Below are 15,594 nucleotides of genomic sequence, written 5' to 3' on the forward strand. Positions count from 1 at the left end.
GCGCCCGCCGGGCCACTCGCCGGCTGGACAACTCGGCTTCCGGACAGGGCGGTTCAAGGGGGAGGGGCCTCTCACCGGCGCGGCGGCCTGCCGCTACGCTTCGGGCTCATGCAGCAGCCATCCGAGACCCCGGTGTCCCCTGCCCGCCGCCGCACGGGCCCGCTTCTCGCCGCACTGGCGGCCGGACTGGTGATCGGCGGCGCGGGCGTCGGGGCCGCCTGGGCCCTCACCGGTGAAAGCGGCGCCGCCGCAGGCCCGGAGGCCGACGCACGTGCGGCGTGCGGCGCCCTGGAGCGCTTCGACGAGTCGCGGTACACGGACGAGGGGCCGGCCGGTGAGGCGGCGCTCAACCGCTGGGGAGCGGCGCAGGCCCTCTCCGCCTCGGCGGCCGCGGGCGACGAGCGGTACGAGCCGCTCGCGGAGGCGCTCCGGAAGTCGCACCACCGGGTTCTCTCGACCTTCGGGTTCGACGCGCAGGCGAAGAAGGACCTGGAGCGGGCGCGCGGGATCTGCGCCGATCTGTGAGCCGGGTGGACCTGTGAGCCGGGTGGACCGTCAGCCGTCGGCCGCCGCCGTACGGGTGCAGGCCAGATAGGCCGCCCGGTGCACGGCGCGGGCCAGACGGGCGCCCCACGGGGAGCGGGGGCCGGCGAAGGGCTCGACGGCGGTCGGACGACCCGGCAAAGGCGGCGCGGCGGCGACGCACACCGCGTCGGTCGGTGTGCCCGAGGCGTCCACACCGGCGTCCCGCAGCGCCTGGACCTTGGCCTCGGTGGCCGTGGCCACGGCGTTGACCAGGGCGGCGTCCGACAGCGCGACCGGCACCGAGACCAGGATGTTGATGGTCCCGGCGGGCAGCGGTCCGCCACTGCCGGCGCCCGGCGCCGCGGCCCAGCCGTGTACGCCGATCCCGGCCGTGACCAGGGCCTCGACCCCCTCGTCCACCGCGACGCAGTGGTCCAGCACCCGGGCCGCGGTCATCAGACCCACACCGGGCCCCTCCGCGCCCGCACGCCCGGCCAGTTCGGCCAGGTGCCGTTCGGCGTCCAGTCGCGCGTAACCGGGAGGCACCTGGGCGTTGAGGACCCAGCCGCGCTCACCGAGCCCGCCGCCCAGCAGCGCGCTGCTGATCATCCGCCGCCCGGACTCGGGCCGCCAGAACAGCATCGGCCAGGAAGCGTCCTGCTCCCGGTGGTGCAGGACGCGTACGTCGGCCAGGGAGCCGTGAGGGGATCGCAGGAGCACGCTGCACCCTAGCGCGGGGCCCGCGGACGGGATCGCGGGGGCGCCGGGTGACGGGTGCCCGGCGGCTCAGTGGAACTCGTGGACCACCCGGATCCGCCCGACGACGTGTGCATTGAAGTCGTCGAGCTCCTCCGCCGGGACCCACAGTTCGAGGATGGTCTCCCCGCCGACCCGCCGCACCGGATAACGGGACAGGAAGCCGGTCTCGACCTCGAATCGCGTGACGAAGCCCGCCCCGTCGTGCTTCACGTTCCAGTCCCTGGCGATCCTGATCGCGTAGTCCTCGTTCAGCACCGGGTAGAAGATCGGCTGTTCGGGCAGCCGGGGCGGCCAGGCGCGCCACCGGGAATCCCGCACCAGTGCCAGTTCCTTCGGCCCGGTGGGCCGCCACAGGGGGGTCGTCGGAGGCCGGCCTGTCATCGGGCGCTCCTTCGGTGCGTGCGGGAGGTGGAGGGAACGGCAGGCAGGTGTGCCGCCGCGCCGGGCGGGAAGAGACGCTACCGGTGCCCCGGACCGCGGGCCATCGGTTATCCGTTCCGGGCGGCCCGTGGAGCCCGTTCCGGCGCGGCACGCGCCGGGCCCGGGCCGGTTCGCCGGGCCGGGGCGGCCTTGCCGCATAAACTGATCACCGCAGAATTTCTTGCCACTCACAACCCGTCAGGAGCGACAGTCATGGCCACCACCCGCACCGCCAAGACCCACTGGGAAGGCAACCTCCTCGAAGGCAGGGGCAACGTCGCCCTGGAGTCCTCCGGGATCGGCACCTATGAGGTGAGCTGGCCCGCCCGCGCCGAGGAGCCCGGTGGCAAGACCAGCCCCGAGGAACTGATCGCGGCGGCCCACTCCTCCTGCTACTCGATGGCCTTCTCCGGCGGCCTGGCCCGCAAGGGCCACACGGTGGAGAAGCTCGACACCCAGGCGGACGTCACCTTCCAGCCGGGCGAGGGCATCACCGCCATCAAGCTGACCGTCCGCGCCACCGTTCCCGGGCTGTCCGAGGAGGACTTCCAGGCGGCCGCGGAGGAGGCCAAGGCCAACTGCCCGGTCAGCCAGGCACTGGCCGGCGTCAAGAACATCACCCTGGACGCCCGGCTCGTCTGACGCGCCGGAGCCGGGGCACGGCCCCGCGCACCACCGGGCCGGACGGGAACGCGCACGCGTTCCCGTCCGGCCCGGCCCTGTCTTCCGGGGCCGGCCCGACCGGCCCCGGAGGTATCAGCCGGGCAGCCGCCGCAGTTTGAGCACGGCGTCCTCGAGGACGGCCCGCTGCCCGTCGGGCCCGGTCGCATCGCGCCGGTACTCCCCGCTCACCAGCGGCTCCCACTCCTGCTCCGGGAGGCCGAGCGAGCCGAGGACCTCCGCCGACGTGGGCAGGGGCGGGTGGTCGTCGTGGCCGTGATCGTCGGCCCACGGGGGAGGGCCGGCGTGTCCGACGACCAGCAGCACGCCCCCCGGCGACACGGCCGCCGCGGCGTCGCGCAGAATCCGCTCGCGGGGCAGCTCGACGGGGGAGGGGGCGTGCAGAAAGTGGGCGGAGACCAGGTCGAAGGAGCCGCCGGGGAAGGACTCGGCCAGATCGTGCCGCAGCCATTCGATCCGGTCGGCGACGCCCGCCCGCCGGGCCTGCTCGGCTCCGCGTTCCAGGGCGATCCGCGAGACGTCCACCGCGGTGACGCGCCAGCCCCGCCGGGCGAGCCAGATCGCGTCGGCCCCCTCACCGCATCCCAGGTCCAGGGCGCTGCCCGGGGCCAGATCCGCCGTCTCGCGGACCAGGGCGGCGTTGGGCTCGCCGCTCCAGATCCGCTCGCCCGCACCGTAGAGGTCGTCCCAGAACTCCCCGGCCCCCTGGGCGGGCGTGGCCGGGGAATGCTCGTCGTGTCCGGTCATGTCTCCTCTTCCTTCCGTCATGCGGCAAGCCTCCGCCCGGGCCCGTCCACTTGACAAATATCTTTGCCGGACCGGCAAATGGAGAGATGGCCGACGACGATTTCGAGAACGTTCTGACCGGTGTGGGCCCCCGGCTGCGGGCCCTGCGCCAGGCGCGCGGCGCGACGCTCTCCCAGATGAGCGAGACGACCGGGATATCGCTCAGCACCCTCTCGCGCCTGGAGTCGGGGCAGCGCAGACCCACTCTGGAACTGCTGCTCCCCCTGGCCAGGGCCTACGGCGTCCCCCTGGACGAACTCGTCGGCGCGCCCGCCACCGGCGACCCCCGTGTCCACTCCCGTCCCTTCAACCGGTACGGGCAGACCTTCGTGCCGCTGACCCGCAGCCTGGGCGGTCTGCACGCCTACAAGCAGATCATGCCCGCCGGGTACGGCGGGAGCGGGCGGCCCGAGCAGCAGACGCACGAGGGCTACGAGTGGCTCTACGTCCTGTCCGGGCGGCTGCGGCTGGCTCTGGGCGAGCACGACCTCGTCCTCGGCGCGGGGGAGGCCGCCGAGTTCGACACCCGCACCCCCCACGGCCTCGCGAACGCCGGCGAGCGGCCCGTCGAGTTCATCAGCATCTTCGGGCCGCAGGGCGAGCGGATGCACGTACGCGCCCGGCCCTCGAAGAGAGCGGGGTGACGACCGCCGCGCGCATCCGGAGGCTCCGCGCCGAGGTCGCGCACGGCGGCGTGCAGCCGGCGCCCGGAGCGGGCCGACACCGCCCGCACCGGCCGCGGCGAGCCGCTGCCGCTGCTGCGGGTGGATGAGGTGGATCTGCCCGGGCGGCGCGTGAGGCTGTCGGGGGAACCGGGCGGCGGTGTGGGCCGGCGCCCCGAACTGCACCCGTACCTGCGCCGCTGGGACCACCGCGAGCCGGCCGGTATCCATGTGCACCACGCGCCGCCGGCCTGGGTGATGGGCGAGGACGGCGTCTGCGACCTGCGGCTGTCCATCAGCCCCCTGGCCGGGCCCGTCCCCTCGGCGACCGAGGGGGAACCGGCGGCCGGGGCCCGGGTGGAGGCCGGGGAGAAGGCCGCGGCCGCCGTCTGCCGCGCGCACGGCTGGAACGAGAAGTCCGTAGATCGGCCACCGTGAGCGGCCACCGGGCAAGGTGGACCCGCGCGGCTTCTCGACGGGCGCCATGCGGAGCCGCATCGTCGGGCGCCTGGGAAGGAACGCGGACGGCCCCGCCGAGCCGGCGCCCAGGCCGCCCGCGCGGTACGAGCCGTACCCGGGCGCGGGCTTCTTCCGGGCCGGCCGCAGAAGCGCGATCATCACGGCGATGGGCAGACGGCTGGTGGCCGAGGGCTGCCGGCGCCACAAGACGGGTCCCGGCCCAGGTGGACCGAGGCCGACCGGCAGTCCTACGCCGCCTGGCAGCGCGAGCTGGGCTTCACCGCAAGGACGCCGACGGCATCCCCGGCCCCACCAGCTGGAAGAAGTTGCGCGTCCCCGACGTCTGACGAAGCGCCACGAGCCCCGCCGTTCGGCCACCGGGACTCTCCGGCACGCGCAGGGCCCGGCCGGAAGGCCGGGCCCTGCGCGCGGGAGGGGCGTCAGACAGCCGCGGGGAAGCGCTCCCAGACCCGGTGGCGGGTCAGCAGCCGGACGACCTCGGGCAGGACGTCCCGGCCGTCGCCGCCGCCGACCACGCCGGGTGCGTCGGAGGCGATGCCCGCCGCCTGCCAGACCCGCTCGGCGCCCGCCCAGCCGCCTAGGGCCTTGGAGTGCCGGTAGGCCTCGCCGACCAGCAGCACCACCCGGGGGTCGACCGCCTGGCCGGCGTCCCCGCTCCGGTCGCCGCTGCCGGCCTTGGCGTCCCGGGCTCCGTGGGCGTCGGCGGCCGGAGCGGGCGCGCCGGCCAGGAGCAGGGCGTCGAACTCGATGGAGCGGGCGGCCGCGAAGGTGCGCTGGACGGTGACGGGGTCACCGGTGTCCGCGCCCAGCACACCGCCGGTGGGCGCGACCACCAGCGGCACCATGCCCTGGTCGAGCACCGCCTGCCGGGCCGCGCGCACGGACTCCAGGTCGCCGCTGCCGTCGGTGACGATCCCCACGACCCGCCCGGCGACGGGCCACTCCCGCCCCACCTGGGAGAGCGCCGGGCTGGGCACGACGTCGGCCAGGGGTTCCGACGGCTCGGGGGCCGGCAGCCCGAGACCCTCGGCGACCTCCCCGCACAGCCGGGGGTCGATGTTGGCGAGCGTGCGCAGCACCCGCTCCTTGATCGCCTTCTCGTAGCACTTGCTCAGCTCGAAGGTGTAGGCGGAGATCACATGCTCCTGCTCGACCGGCGACAGGCTGAGCCAGAACTGCCGCGGCTGGCTGAAGTGGTCGGCGAAGGAGGCCGGAGCCTCCCGCACCTTCCGCCCGGCCGGCACCTCGACGGGCACCTCGACGTACGCGCCCGCCTCGGTCCCGGCGGTGAACGGGCAGCCCCCGTCCAGGGAGTTGGGCCGGTAGGGGGCCGTGCCCCGGTGCACGGCGGTCTGGTGCATACCGTCCCGCAGCATGTCGTTGACCGGCGCGTGCGGGCGGTTGATCGGCAGCTGGGCGAAGTTGGGGCCGCCCAGCCGGGTGATCTGGGTGTCGATGTAGGAGAACAGCCGCCCGGCCAGCAGCGGGTCGTCGGTGACGTCGATGCCCGGCACCAGATGGCCCGGGTGGAAGGCGACCTGCTCGGTCTCGGCGAAGAAGTTGCTCGGATTGCGGTCGAGCGTCAGCAGCCCGAGCGGCTGCACCGGGGCCAGTTCCTCGGGGACGATCTTGGTCGGGTCCAGCAGGTCGATGCCCTCGAAGGTCTGTTCGGGTGTGTCGGGGAACGTCTGGATGCCCAGCTCCCACTGCGGGTGGGCGCCCGCCTCGATCGCGTCGGCGAGGTCGCGCCGGTGGAAGTCGGGGTCGGCGCCGCCCGTGATCTGGGCCTCCTCCCACACCTGGGAGTGCACGCCGAGCTTCGGCTTCCAGTGGAACTTCACCAGCGTCGTCTTGCCGTCGGCGTTCACCAGCCGGAAGGTGTGGACTCCGAAGCCCTCCATCATCCGGTACGAGCGCGGGATGCCCCGGTCGGACATGTTCCACAGCGTGTGGTGGGTGGCCTCGGTGTGCAGGGAGACGAAGTCCCAGAAGGTGTCGTGCGCGCTCTGCGCCTGCGGGATCTCCCGGTCCGGGTGCGGCTTGCCCGCGTGGATGACGTCGGGGAACTTGATGGCGTCCTGGATGAAGAAGACCGGGATGTTGTTCCCCACCAGGTCGAAGACGCCCTCGCCGGTGTAGAACTTCACGGCGAACCCCCGGGTGTCCCGGACGGTGTCCGCGGACCCCCGGGAGCCGAGCACCGTGGAGAAGCGGACGAAGACCGGGGTCTCGACGTCCTTGTCCAGGAAGGCGGCCCTGGTCACGCTCGCCGCCGTGCCGTACCCCCGGAACACGCCGTGGGCCGCGGCACCCCGCGCGTGCACCACGCGCTCGGGGATGCGCTCGTGGTCGAAGTGGGTGATTTTTTCCCGCAGATGATGGTCCCGCAGCAGCACCGGTCCGCGGGCGCCCACCTTCAGGGAGTGGTCGGTGTCCGGCAGCCGGTGCCCCTGCGCGGTGGTGAGGTACTCCCCGCCCTGTGCCATCACCGCCCGGTCCGCGCCGGTGGGCTGCCCGGTGGGGCTGACGGTGGCGGGGCCGCCCTGGTCGGGCTTGGGAGGCAGCGGCCCCCGGGGCTCGGTCGGCTCCTCGAGCGGGGGCGGCTCGGGACCGGGGCGGCCGGGAACGGGGTGCTGCTGTTCCATATTCGCTCCTCCGTGGGGGCAGACGGGCAACGGCACACTCGTCACCTGCGAACCGGACGTCGAAACGCGAAAAGCGAAAAGTCACCTTCCTGTCCGTCCCGTCCGTTCCGGGCAGCCCCCGGAACCCCGGCACGCACGCGGCCGTGTCTCCGGCAGGCCCTGCGCACACCCGCCCGGTTCCAGCCCCCGCCGTCGCCGTACCCGTCGCTCCCGCCGGTCCGGGCGGCCCCGGGCGTCCGTCAGGGCTTGCGGGCCACGCCGCAGTAGAAGGCCACCTCGTCGGGGAGTTCACCGGACGGTGAGGGCTCCGGCCGCCACCGCGAGCACGACACCACGCCCGGCTCCAGCAGTTCCAGCCCGTCGAAGAACCGCGCGACCTCCTCGGGCGTGCGCTGGTGGAGCTTCGGAGTACCGACGCTGTTCCAGTACTCGACCGCCGCGTCCACGTCGTCCAGCCCGGGGGCGGTGATGGTGTGCGACAGCACCAGGTGACTGCCGGAGGGGACCGCGTCCATGAGCCGCCTCACGATCGCGCGGGCCCGGTCGGTCTCCTCGACGAACATCACGATGCCCAGCAGCATGACCGCGACCGGCTCGGTGAAGTCCAGAGTCCTGGCCGCCTCCCGCAGGATGGCGTCGGGGTCGTGCAGATCGGCGTCGAGGTAGTCGGTGACGCCCTCGGGGGTGGAGGTCAGCAGGGCCCTGGCGTGCGCCAGCACGATGGGGTCGTTGTCGGTGTAGACGATCCGGGCGTCCGGCGCGATGCGCTGGGCGACCTCGTGGGTGTTCTCGCTGGTCGGCAGACCGGTGCCGATGTCCAGGAACTGCCGGACGCCCGCCTCGCCGGCCAGATGGGTCACCGCTCGGCCCAGGAACGCCCGGTCGGCCCGGGCGTAGTCCAGGATGCCGGGGTGGATGCTGCGGACCTGGTCGCCGGCGGCCTTGTCCACCTCGTAGTAGTTCTTGCCGCCCAGCCAGTAGTCCCACATCCGGGCCGAGTGCGGGACGGTGGTGTCGATCCGGGCCGACACCTGCTCGGACGTGGTCGTTCCATCTGCCATGGGAGCCCCCTCCTGAGGTCCTGCGCGATTGCTCCCGTCAAACTACGCGCTCGAACTCGCCCTGGCAGCAGCTCTGTTGATCAAATTCGGCAGTCGGCAGGGCCGGGCGGACGCCGCTGCGAGGAGACGGAGGAGGCGGCTCAGGGCCCGGCGGTGCCCTTGTCCGTGTCCTCGGCGGTCAGTCCGGACTCGGCGGCGGCCAGCGCCGGTGCGTGGCCGAAGAGACCGGGCAGACCGCCGGAGTGGAGGAGAACCGTGCGGCGCCCGGGGCGGACCGTGCCGTCCGCGACGGCCGCCGCCAGCCCGGCCAGTGCCCGGCCGGTGTAGACGGGGTCGAGCACGAGCCCCTCGGTGCGCGCGGCGAGGAGAAGCGCGGACCGGGCCGGTTCCGTCAGCGTGCCGTAGCCGGCCCCCACCTGGTCCATGCGCAGCCGCAGCGACTCCGGCGAGCAGTACGTGCCGGTCAGGCCGGAGGCCAGACGGGAGACGGTGACGGCGGGCGCGGACACGGCGCCGACGTGGACGCCCAGGACCCGGTGCGCGCCCAGCTCGCCGACGAGCCCCGCCATGGTCCCCCCGGAGCCGACGGCGGTGACCACCGTGTCCAGGCCGGGAGCCTGGGCGAGGAGTTCACGCCCGCACTCGGCGTAGCCCCGGGCGCCGAGCACACTGGAGCCCCCGAAGGGTACGAGCGCCGGCACGGCGCCCTGCCGGCTCAGCTTCTCGGCGATCCCGTGTGCGACGGAGTCGAGCGCGGCCGCGCCGGTGTCACAGGCCCACACCACCCGGGCGCCGAGGAGCCCGTCGAGCGCCAGGTTCCCGGAGGAGGACGCCCCCGGACGGCCGGCGAGCACCAGCACGGCCCCCAGGCCGAGCCGGGCGGCGGCGGCCGCCGTCAGCCGCGCGTGGTTGCTCTGCGGCGCGCCGGTGGTGACCAGGACGGTGGCGCCGTCGGCCAGGGCCGCCCCGCACAGCCACTCCAGCTTGCGCACCTTGTTCCCGCCGCCGCCGAGACCGGTGAGGTCGTCCCGCTTGATCCACAGGTCCTCCGCCTCCAGCCCGAGGGCGAGAGCCAGGCGCGGCGCGGGTTCCAGCGGCGTCGGCCAGGTACCGAGGACCGCCCGCCGCGGAGCGCCGTCCGGTGTCGTCATCCGTGTGGTCACCTTGGTGTGCCGTCCGTGAGCGGGGCTTCGGTGGAGGACATGGTGACACACGGTGGCGGCGCACCGGGGAACCCGGTACGCCGTCAGGACACCGGCGCACCGCGGCATACCGCACGGGATCCGCCGCCGCGCGGTTGAACGCCGGGAGCCGCGGGGACGGTTCCTCCCCGTAAGGGTCTCCCGTATCCGGTAAGGCCGCGGCAGCGGCGGCGTGACGCAGTGACGCAGTGACGCAGAAGGAGGAAACGGCGGGATGAGAACGAACCGGCTGGGGCGCAGCACGGTCGAGGTCACGGAGCTGGGCTTCGGCGGCGGACCGCTCGGAGGACTCTTCGAGCCGCTGGACGACGACACCGCGACCGGGGCACTCGCGGCGGCCTGGGAGGGCGGCATCCGCTACTTCGATACCGCCCCGCACTACGGCATCGGGCACTCCGAGCGCCGCATCGGCGGCTTCCTGCGGGGCTTGCCCCGGGAGAAGTACACGCTGTCGACCAAGGTCGGCAGGATCCTGGTCCCGCAGGACCCGCGGGGCCGCACGGACGAGAGCTTCCAGGTGCCCGCCACGCACCGCCGCGTGAGGGACTTCTCCCGCGACGGGGTGCTGCGCAGCGTCGAGGACTCGCTCACCCGCATGGGGGCCGACCGCGTCGACGTGCTCTTCCTCCACGACGCGGAGGAGTGCTTCGAGGACGCGCTGCGCCACGGATACCCGGCGCTCGCCGAACTGCGCTCCCAGGGCGTGGTGGGCGCCATCGGCGCGGGGATGCACCACACCGGCATGCTGACCCGGCTCGTGGAGGAGACCGACGTCGACGTGGTCATGCTGGCCGGCCGCTACACCCTGCTGGACCACAGCGCCCTGGACGACCTGCTGCCCGCGTGCGCCGGACGCGGTGTCTCCGTGCTGGCGGCCGCGGTGTTCAACTCCGGAATCCTGGCCGAGCCGCGCCCGGCCGCGGGGGCGCGGTACGAGTACGCGCAGGCCCCGCCGGAGACGCTGCGGCGTGCGCACCGCATCGCCGACGTCTGCGAGGCGCACGGGGTGACGCTCCCGCGGGCGGCGATGGCGTTCCCGCTGCGCCACCCCGTCGTCGCGGGCGTCGTGCTCGGCATGCGCTCGGCCGGGGAGGTGCGGCGCGACATCGAGGCGTTCGGGGGCGGGCGTCCCCGAGGAGCTGTGGGCCGACCTGTACGGGCAGGGCCTGATCGACGAGCGCGCGCAGGCGCCTGGCTGAGGGACCGCCCGACGCGGCCCCGGCCCCGGGGCACCGCACGGGCGCGGGTGCGCCCGGCCGGGCATCCTGGACGTCAAGGGGTGATCCGGCGGGGAACACCCCCTCTCGCCGGAAGGGGCGCCCATGGTGCGGAACGCCCAGCGTTTCCACGGGTGGATCGCCGGTGCGGGGACGTCCTCCGGGACGCGGATCGTACTCGGACACTGGCCCCGGTCGCCGTTCGGACCGTTCAGCGACGTGATGGTGGAGCGGGCCGACGGGCAGCGGCTGCTGCTGGCCCCGTCCCGGCGGATCGCGGACTTCGTCGCGGCGGTCTACCGCTTCGACCGGGTGCTGGTCGTCCCGGTGACGGTGGACGCGGCCGGACGGCACTGGCACGTCACGGCCGGACCGCTGCGGATGCGCCTCACCACCGGCCGCCGGGGCGGGCTCGGAACGCTGCTGCGGTGCGTGCCCGCCCCGCTCGCCGCCCGGCCCGCCTGGGTCGCGCTCACCGACCTCCCCGCCCGGCTGATGCCCGGGGTGCGGACCAGGGGCAGTGCGGGCGGCGGATACCGGGAGTGGTACGGCGTACGGGACCTGCGCGGGATCACCGGGATCGAGGCCTCCTGGGAGGGCCGGGACCTGGGCCCGCTCGCGCCGGTCGACCCACCGGTGCGGTTCGGGTTCGGCTCCGCGCCCCGCACACCCGCCCTGGTGCGGGTGGTCACCACCGTCGCGGGACCGCGCGGGCCCTCCGCCCCCGCCTCCGCGCCTGCCTCCGGCCGAAGAGGTCTGTAGCGTGGGAGGTGTCCTTCTCGGACCTCGGAGGTGCGGCATGCGCGTTCCGGCCATACACACCGAGGGGCTGACGAAGCACTTCGGCGCGGTGACCGCCCTGGAGGACCTGGACCTCCGGGTGGAACAGGGCGAGATCTTCGGCTTCCTGGGCCCCAACGGGGCGGGCAAGTCCACCACGATCCGCCTGCTGCTCCACCTCGTCCGCCCGACCGCGGGGACGGCGTGGATCATGGGGGTGCCGGCCGAGGACGTCGAGCGCGCCCACCGGCACGTCTCCTACGTCTCGGGCGACGTCTCCCTGTGGCCGCAGCTGACCGGCATGGAGACCCTCACCCACCTGGCCAACCTGTCCGGCGGCGCCGACGAGGCCTTCCGGGACGAGCTCATCGAACGGCTGAGGGTCGACCCGGGCGTGCGGGCCCGCTCGTACTCCAAGGGCAACCGGCAGAAGATCGCGCTGACCGCCGCCTTCATGACCCGGCCCGACGTGCTGCTGCTGGACGAACCGACCAGCGGTCTCGACCCCCTGATGGAGGCGGAGTTCCAGGCGCTGGCCCGGGAGGCCGCCGACCGAGGCCAGACGGTCTTCCTCTCCTCGCACCTGCTGGACCAGGTGGAGGACATCTGCCACCGCGTGGCGATCCTGCGCGCGGGGCGGCTGGCGGAGGTCGCGGCACTGGAGGATCTGCGCAAGCTGAACACCACGGTGTTCGAGGCGGTCCTGGACGGCCCTCCGCCCCGGCTCGACGAAGTGCCGGGCGTGGTCGCCGTGGAACGGATCGACCGGGGCCTGCGGGTGTCCGTCACCGGGCCGCCGTCGGCCGCGCTCTCCCGGCTCGCCTCGGCCAAACTGGTCAGGCTCCGCAGCCGGGAACCGAGCCTGGAGGAGATCTTCCTGACCTACTACGAGGCCACCTCCGGGCAGCGCGGGGCCGTCGCCGCCGCACACGGCGCCTCGCCGGACGGCGCCGGACCCGGCGCCCGGGAGGGACGGGACGCGCCGGAACCGCGGGACGCACAAAGCCCGCGGGACGCACCGAGTCCGCGGGACCCGCGGTAGGAGGCGATGACGATGGCCAGGGCCGCATCCGCACCCCGGGCCGCCCGCCCGGCGCGGCGGCACCGCACGGAGGCGGCGATCGCCCGGCTGACGGCCCGGCTGATCCGCCGCGGCACTCTGGTGCTGGCCCTGTCGACCGCCGTCTACGCGGTCGTCGAGGTCCTCACCTACCTCGCCGCCTACCCCGACGCCGCGTCGCGCCGCACCATCTCCACCTTCCAGGACAACCCGGCCGTGCGGATGCTCCAGGGCATCCCGCACGCCGTCGACACCCCCGGCGGCTTCGCCGCCTGGGACGCCGGCTGGATCCTGGCCGCGATCGCCGGGATCTGGGCGCTGCTGACCACCGGACGGCTGCTGCGGGGAGAGGAGGAGACAGGCCGGGCCGAGTCCGTACTGGCGGCGCCGGTGCGGGCGGGCCGCGCCCTGCTGGCACACCTGCTGGTCGTCGCCGCCGCGATCGCCGTGATCGGCGCCGCGATCGCGACGGCGCTGACGCTGTCGGGCGCCGTCGCGGCGGGCTCGGTGCTGTTCGGACTGGGCGTCGCGGGTTTCGCGGCCACGTTCGCCGGGGTGTGCGCCGTCACCGCGCAGGTCTTCGAGGTGCGCCGCCGGGCCACCGGCACCGCGGCCGCGGTGCTCGGCGCGTCCTTCCTGCTCAGAATGGCCGCCAACAGCAGCGACTCCCGCGGCTGGCTGCGCTGGCTCACCCCGTTCGGCTGGCTGGACGAACTCCACGCCTACCGCGACCCCCGGTGGGCGGCCCTGCTCCTGCTGCTGGCCGCGCCGGTGCTCCTGGGCGCCGTCGCCGTGCGGCTGCGCGCGCTGCGCGACACCGGCGGCGCCCTGGTCGCCGGCTCCGACAGCCGCCGCGCCCGGCTCGGGCTGCTGGGCGGCCCGGCGGCGTTCGCCTGGCGCGGGACGCAGGGCATGCTGGCCGGCTGGCTGACCGGCATCACCCTCTACGCCCTGGTGACCGGATCGGTGGCCAAGGCGGTCACCGACTTCGTGGCCGAGCAGGCGTCCTACCGGGAGATGCTCCAGCGGCTCGGGTGGGACCTGCAGCGGGTCACCGAGGGGTACCTGGGCACCATGGGTCTGCTGTTCGGTTTGCTGCTCTGTCTCCACGCCTGCTGGCGGATCGGCGCGGCGCGTGCCGAGGAGGCCGCCGGACGGCTGGAGTCCACCCTCACCAGGCCGGTCTCCCGCTACCGCTGGCTGGGCGGACACATCCTGCTCGCCCTGGCCGCGTCCCTGCTGCTCGCGGCCGTCGCGGCACTGGCCGTGTGGGCCGGCGCGGTGGCCGGCGGGGCCGAGGTGGAGGCGGCCGGCGCGTTCGGGTCGGTGCTGAACACCCTGCCCGTGGTGGTGCTCCTGACCGGCCTGGCCGTGCTGGTCTACGGCACCGCGCCCCGGCTCACCGTCGGTCTGCCGGTGACCGTCGCGGTCGCCGCCTACCTGGTGGAGACGATCGGGACGGCGCTGGACTGGCCGGGGGGAGTGCTGGACCTGTCGCCGTTCCACCACCTGGCCACCGTGCCCGTCGAGCCGTTCGAACCCCTGCCCGCGGCGGTCATGACCGGCCTCGGGCTGCTGGCCGTGACGGCGGGCGTCGCGGCCTTCGAACGCCGGGACGTCACCGGGGACTGAGGTGCGGCGGTACGGCGGACCCGGCCCGCCGGCCCTCAGCCCTCCGGAGGGACCTCTGCGGACCGGAAAGGAAACGGGGCCGCCGGCGCTTTCAGACGCCGACGGCCCCGCCGCCCGTACGAGAGCCCTGCCTCGGCTCGCCCTACCGCAGCTGGTCCTCGTCGTTGCCGTAGGAGCGGCGCACGGACTCGGCGGCCTTGTCCGTCTGGGCGTCGTACTTGCCGCCGGTGCGCTCGTCGATGGTCCGGTCGGCGCGGTCGACGCCCTTGTCCGCCTGGTCGGGGTGGCGCTTGGCCATCTTCTTGGCCTTGTTCGCCATGTCGCCCAGCTTGCCCATAACGGCCTCCTCGCGGTGGTGTCGTACCGTCTTGTCCTGTATCGCCTAACCGCTGGCAAATGGTGGAAACATGTCGTTCCTCGGTGGTGTTCCCCGGCAGGCGGCAGGCGGCAGGCGGCAGGCGGCAGGCGGGGCCGGGCAGGAGCGGCCGGCCCGCTGAGCGGACCGGCCGCCGTCGCCGGTCACGGTCGGTCACAGTTGGTAACCGGCGGGAAACCCCTGGCCGAAGCATTGTCGGTGCCGCATGATATTCGTTCTCCAGACGATCATTCAGAGGCCCCCGGCGGGGCCTTCACGGGGGGATGCACATGACGACCATCAGTCGGCACTCCGCGGTCGAGGAGCAGCCGGCGGGCGGGCGGCGCCGGCCGGTGTTCCCGTTCGGGCTGTGGAAGCGCAGACCGGCGGCGCGTCTGGTCACCGACTTCGGCGATCCGGAGCTGGCCCGGCTGCGGGAGGCGGTCGGGGCGGGGGACTGGCCCGCCGTGCGCGAGCGGCTGGCGGCCGTGACCGACGGGGAGGAGCTGTGCCGGCTGGTGTGGCACGCCTCCAAGGCGCCGGGCACAGGCGAGCTGATGGGCCGTGTCATGGACCGCGAGCCGGACGGGACCCTGGCCCTGCTCATGGCCGGCGCGCACCACATCGACTGGGCCTGGGAGGCCCGCACCTCCGCACAGGCCTCCCAGGTCTCCCGCGAGCAGTTCCGGGTCTTCCACCAGCGGCTGGAGGTCGCCGAGGACCTGCTGTACCGGGTGGCCGAGCGTGAGCCGGAGTGGGTCGCCCCCTGGTTCATGCTCCAGGTCTGCGGCCGCGGCCTCCAGGTCGGACCCCAGATCGCCCGGCTCCGCTTCGAGGCGGCGGTGCGGCGCTGTCCCGGGCACCCGGGCGCGCACCGGCAGCACCTGCAGCAGGTGTGCGCCAAGTGGGGCGGCTCGCACGAGGAGATGCACGAGTTCGCGCGCGAGTCGATGCTCTCGGCCCCCGAGGGCAGCCCGCTGGGCGAACTGGTGGCCATCGCCCACCTGGAGCACTGGCTGGACCTGGAGCCGGGGGAGGACGCGGAGTACATCGGCCGCCCCGACGTACGCGCCCGGCTGCTGGAGGCCGCCCACCGGTCCATCGGGGACCCGGCCTTCGGACGTCCGTACGACTGGATCGGCGTGCACAACACCTTCGCCATGGCCCTCTCGCTGGCCGGCGAACGGGAGGCGGCGGCCGCCGCCTTCGCACCGCTGGAGGGACGGGTCACCGAGTTCCCCTGGCAGTACCTCGACTCCGGCGATCCGGTCGCGGCGTTCCGCAAGTGGCGCTCGCGCGCCGGCCGCTGACCGCGTCGGCCCACCGTCC

General features: G+C 74.3%; 14 protein-coding genes and 2 pseudogenes. 9 read left to right on the top strand and 7 right to left on the bottom strand.

The genetic code is table 11. From position 1 onward, the window contains the following. The first annotated feature begins 108 nt into the window (after positions 1-108). On the top strand, positions 109-525 hold the full coding sequence (locus BM237_RS17020) for a hypothetical protein (RefSeq protein WP_093850532.1): 417 nt from the start codon (positions 109-111) through the stop codon (positions 523-525). A 30-nt stretch (positions 526-555) separates the two neighbouring features. Here BM237_RS17020 and BM237_RS17025 read toward each other — a convergent pair whose 3' ends face one another. Continuing rightward, positions 556-1,167 (bottom strand): adenosylcobinamide amidohydrolase, encoded by a 612-nt coding sequence (locus BM237_RS17025; RefSeq protein WP_093850615.1) that lies wholly within the window; start codon positions 1,165-1,167, stop codon positions 556-558. A gap of 144 nt (positions 1,168-1,311) precedes the next feature. Then, positions 1,312-1,665, bottom strand: coding sequence for a hypothetical protein (locus tag BM237_RS17030; protein ID WP_093850533.1), 354 nt, complete (start codon positions 1,663-1,665; stop codon positions 1,312-1,314). Positions 1,666-1,917: 252 nt separating this feature from the next. Here BM237_RS17030 and BM237_RS17035 point away from each other — a divergent pair, with 252 nt between their 5' ends. After that, positions 1,918-2,346 (top strand): OsmC family protein, encoded by a 429-nt coding sequence (locus BM237_RS17035; protein WP_093850534.1) that lies wholly within the window; start codon positions 1,918-1,920, stop codon positions 2,344-2,346. A gap of 114 nt (positions 2,347-2,460) precedes the next feature. Here the strand turns inward: BM237_RS17035 and BM237_RS17040 are convergent, their stop codons facing one another. Next, positions 2,461-3,132, bottom strand: coding sequence for a class I SAM-dependent methyltransferase (locus BM237_RS17040; RefSeq protein ID WP_093850535.1), 672 nt, complete (start codon positions 3,130-3,132; stop codon positions 2,461-2,463). 86 nt (positions 3,133-3,218) lie between these two features. Between BM237_RS17040 and BM237_RS17045 the strand changes: the two genes are divergently transcribed. Both BM237_RS17045 and BM237_RS30335 read left to right on the top strand, forming a co-directional pair. Next, positions 3,219-3,815, top strand: a complete 597-nt coding sequence (locus tag BM237_RS17045) for a helix-turn-helix domain-containing protein (RefSeq protein WP_093850536.1) — start codon at positions 3,219-3,221, stop codon at positions 3,813-3,815. 381 nt (positions 3,816-4,196) lie between these two features. Beyond that, positions 4,197-4,639, top strand: a pseudogene (locus tag BM237_RS30335) (peptidoglycan-binding protein); the annotation flags it as partial. Positions 4,640-4,732: 93 nt separating this feature from the next. Here BM237_RS30335 and BM237_RS17060 read toward each other — a convergent pair. The 3 genes from BM237_RS17060 to BM237_RS17070 all read right to left on the bottom strand — a co-directional run bounded on the left by BM237_RS17060 (position 4,733) and on the right by BM237_RS17070 (position 9,170). Then, positions 4,733-6,958: a catalase gene (locus tag BM237_RS17060; RefSeq protein WP_093850537.1), complete on the bottom strand. Its 2,226-nt coding sequence runs from the start codon at positions 6,956-6,958 to the stop codon at positions 4,733-4,735. Positions 6,959-7,197: 239 nt separating this feature from the next. Further along, the gene (locus tag BM237_RS17065; RefSeq protein ID WP_093850538.1) at positions 7,198-8,019 is read right to left on the bottom strand and encodes an SAM-dependent methyltransferase; all 822 of its coding nucleotides are present in this window, start codon (positions 8,017-8,019) and stop codon (positions 7,198-7,200) included. A 140-nt stretch (positions 8,020-8,159) separates the two neighbouring features. Next, positions 8,160-9,170, bottom strand: a complete 1,011-nt coding sequence (locus BM237_RS17070; protein ID WP_093850539.1) for a pyridoxal-phosphate dependent enzyme — start codon at positions 9,168-9,170, stop codon at positions 8,160-8,162. 265 nt (positions 9,171-9,435) lie between these two features. Here BM237_RS17070 and BM237_RS17075 point away from each other — a divergent pair. From BM237_RS17075 to BM237_RS17090, 4 genes and pseudogenes are all read left to right on the top strand, one after another. Next, positions 9,436-10,420, top strand: a pseudogene (locus BM237_RS17075) (aldo/keto reductase). 123 nt (positions 10,421-10,543) lie between these two features. Further along, on the top strand, positions 10,544-11,200 hold the full coding sequence (locus BM237_RS17080; protein WP_093850540.1) for a hypothetical protein: 657 nt from the start codon (positions 10,544-10,546) through the stop codon (positions 11,198-11,200). A gap of 37 nt (positions 11,201-11,237) precedes the next feature. Continuing rightward, positions 11,238-12,260 carry an ABC transporter ATP-binding protein gene (locus BM237_RS17085; protein ID WP_093850541.1) on the top strand — a complete coding sequence of 341 codons (1,023 nt, stop codon included), beginning with the start codon at positions 11,238-11,240 and terminating at the stop codon, positions 12,258-12,260. 12 nt (positions 12,261-12,272) lie between these two features. After that, positions 12,273-13,910 (top strand): ABC transporter permease, encoded by a 1,638-nt coding sequence (locus BM237_RS17090; RefSeq protein ID WP_139238123.1) that lies wholly within the window; start codon positions 12,273-12,275, stop codon positions 13,908-13,910. Positions 13,911-14,052: 142 nt separating this feature from the next. Here BM237_RS17090 and BM237_RS17095 read toward each other — a convergent pair whose 3' ends face one another. Continuing rightward, positions 14,053-14,247, bottom strand: a complete 195-nt coding sequence (locus BM237_RS17095; RefSeq protein ID WP_093850543.1) for an antitoxin — start codon at positions 14,245-14,247, stop codon at positions 14,053-14,055. Between the two features lie 308 nt (positions 14,248-14,555). Here BM237_RS17095 and BM237_RS17100 point away from each other — a divergent pair, with 308 nt between their 5' ends. Next, the gene (locus BM237_RS17100; RefSeq protein ID WP_245793683.1) at positions 14,556-15,575 is read left to right on the top strand and encodes a hypothetical protein; all 1,020 of its coding nucleotides are present in this window, start codon (positions 14,556-14,558) and stop codon (positions 15,573-15,575) included. Positions 15,576-15,594 lie beyond the last annotated feature (19 nt).

This window comes from Streptomyces mangrovi (assembly GCF_900114215.1).
Taxonomy (GTDB): Bacteria; Actinomycetota; Actinomycetes; order Streptomycetales; family Streptomycetaceae; genus Streptomyces; species Streptomyces barkulensis.

Bases quoted from the DNA above. Each gene is read 5' to 3' on its own strand.
- BM237_RS17020 (WP_093850532.1), top strand. From the start codon at position 109: ATGCAGCAGCCATCCGAGACCCCGGTGTCCCCTGCCCGCCGCCGCACG.
- BM237_RS17025 (WP_093850615.1), bottom strand. From the start codon at position 1,167: ATGCTGTTCTGGCGGCCCGAGTCCGGGCGGCGGATGATCAGCAGCGCG.
- BM237_RS17030 (WP_093850533.1), bottom strand. From the start codon at position 1,665: ATGACAGGCCGGCCTCCGACGACCCCCCTGTGGCGGCCCACCGGGCCG.
- BM237_RS17035 (WP_093850534.1), top strand. From the start codon at position 1,918: ATGGCCACCACCCGCACCGCCAAGACCCACTGGGAAGGCAACCTCCTC.
- BM237_RS17040 (WP_093850535.1), bottom strand. From the start codon at position 3,132: ATGACCGGACACGACGAGCATTCCCCGGCCACGCCCGCCCAGGGGGCC.
- BM237_RS17045 (WP_093850536.1), top strand. From the start codon at position 3,219: ATGGCCGACGACGATTTCGAGAACGTTCTGACCGGTGTGGGCCCCCGG.
- BM237_RS17060 (WP_093850537.1), bottom strand. From the start codon at position 6,958: ATGGAACAGCAGCACCCCGTTCCCGGCCGCCCCGGTCCCGAGCCGCCC.
- BM237_RS17065 (WP_093850538.1), bottom strand. From the start codon at position 8,019: ATGGCAGATGGAACGACCACGTCCGAGCAGGTGTCGGCCCGGATCGAC.
- BM237_RS17070 (WP_093850539.1), bottom strand. From the start codon at position 9,170: ATGACGACACCGGACGGCGCTCCGCGGCGGGCGGTCCTCGGTACCTGG.
- BM237_RS17080 (WP_093850540.1), top strand. From the start codon at position 10,544: ATGGTGCGGAACGCCCAGCGTTTCCACGGGTGGATCGCCGGTGCGGGG.
- BM237_RS17085 (WP_093850541.1), top strand. From the start codon at position 11,238: ATGCGCGTTCCGGCCATACACACCGAGGGGCTGACGAAGCACTTCGGC.
- BM237_RS17090 (WP_139238123.1), top strand. From the start codon at position 12,273: ATGGCCAGGGCCGCATCCGCACCCCGGGCCGCCCGCCCGGCGCGGCGG.
- BM237_RS17095 (WP_093850543.1), bottom strand. From the start codon at position 14,247: ATGGGCAAGCTGGGCGACATGGCGAACAAGGCCAAGAAGATGGCCAAG.
- BM237_RS17100 (WP_245793683.1), top strand. From the start codon at position 14,556: ATGACGACCATCAGTCGGCACTCCGCGGTCGAGGAGCAGCCGGCGGGC.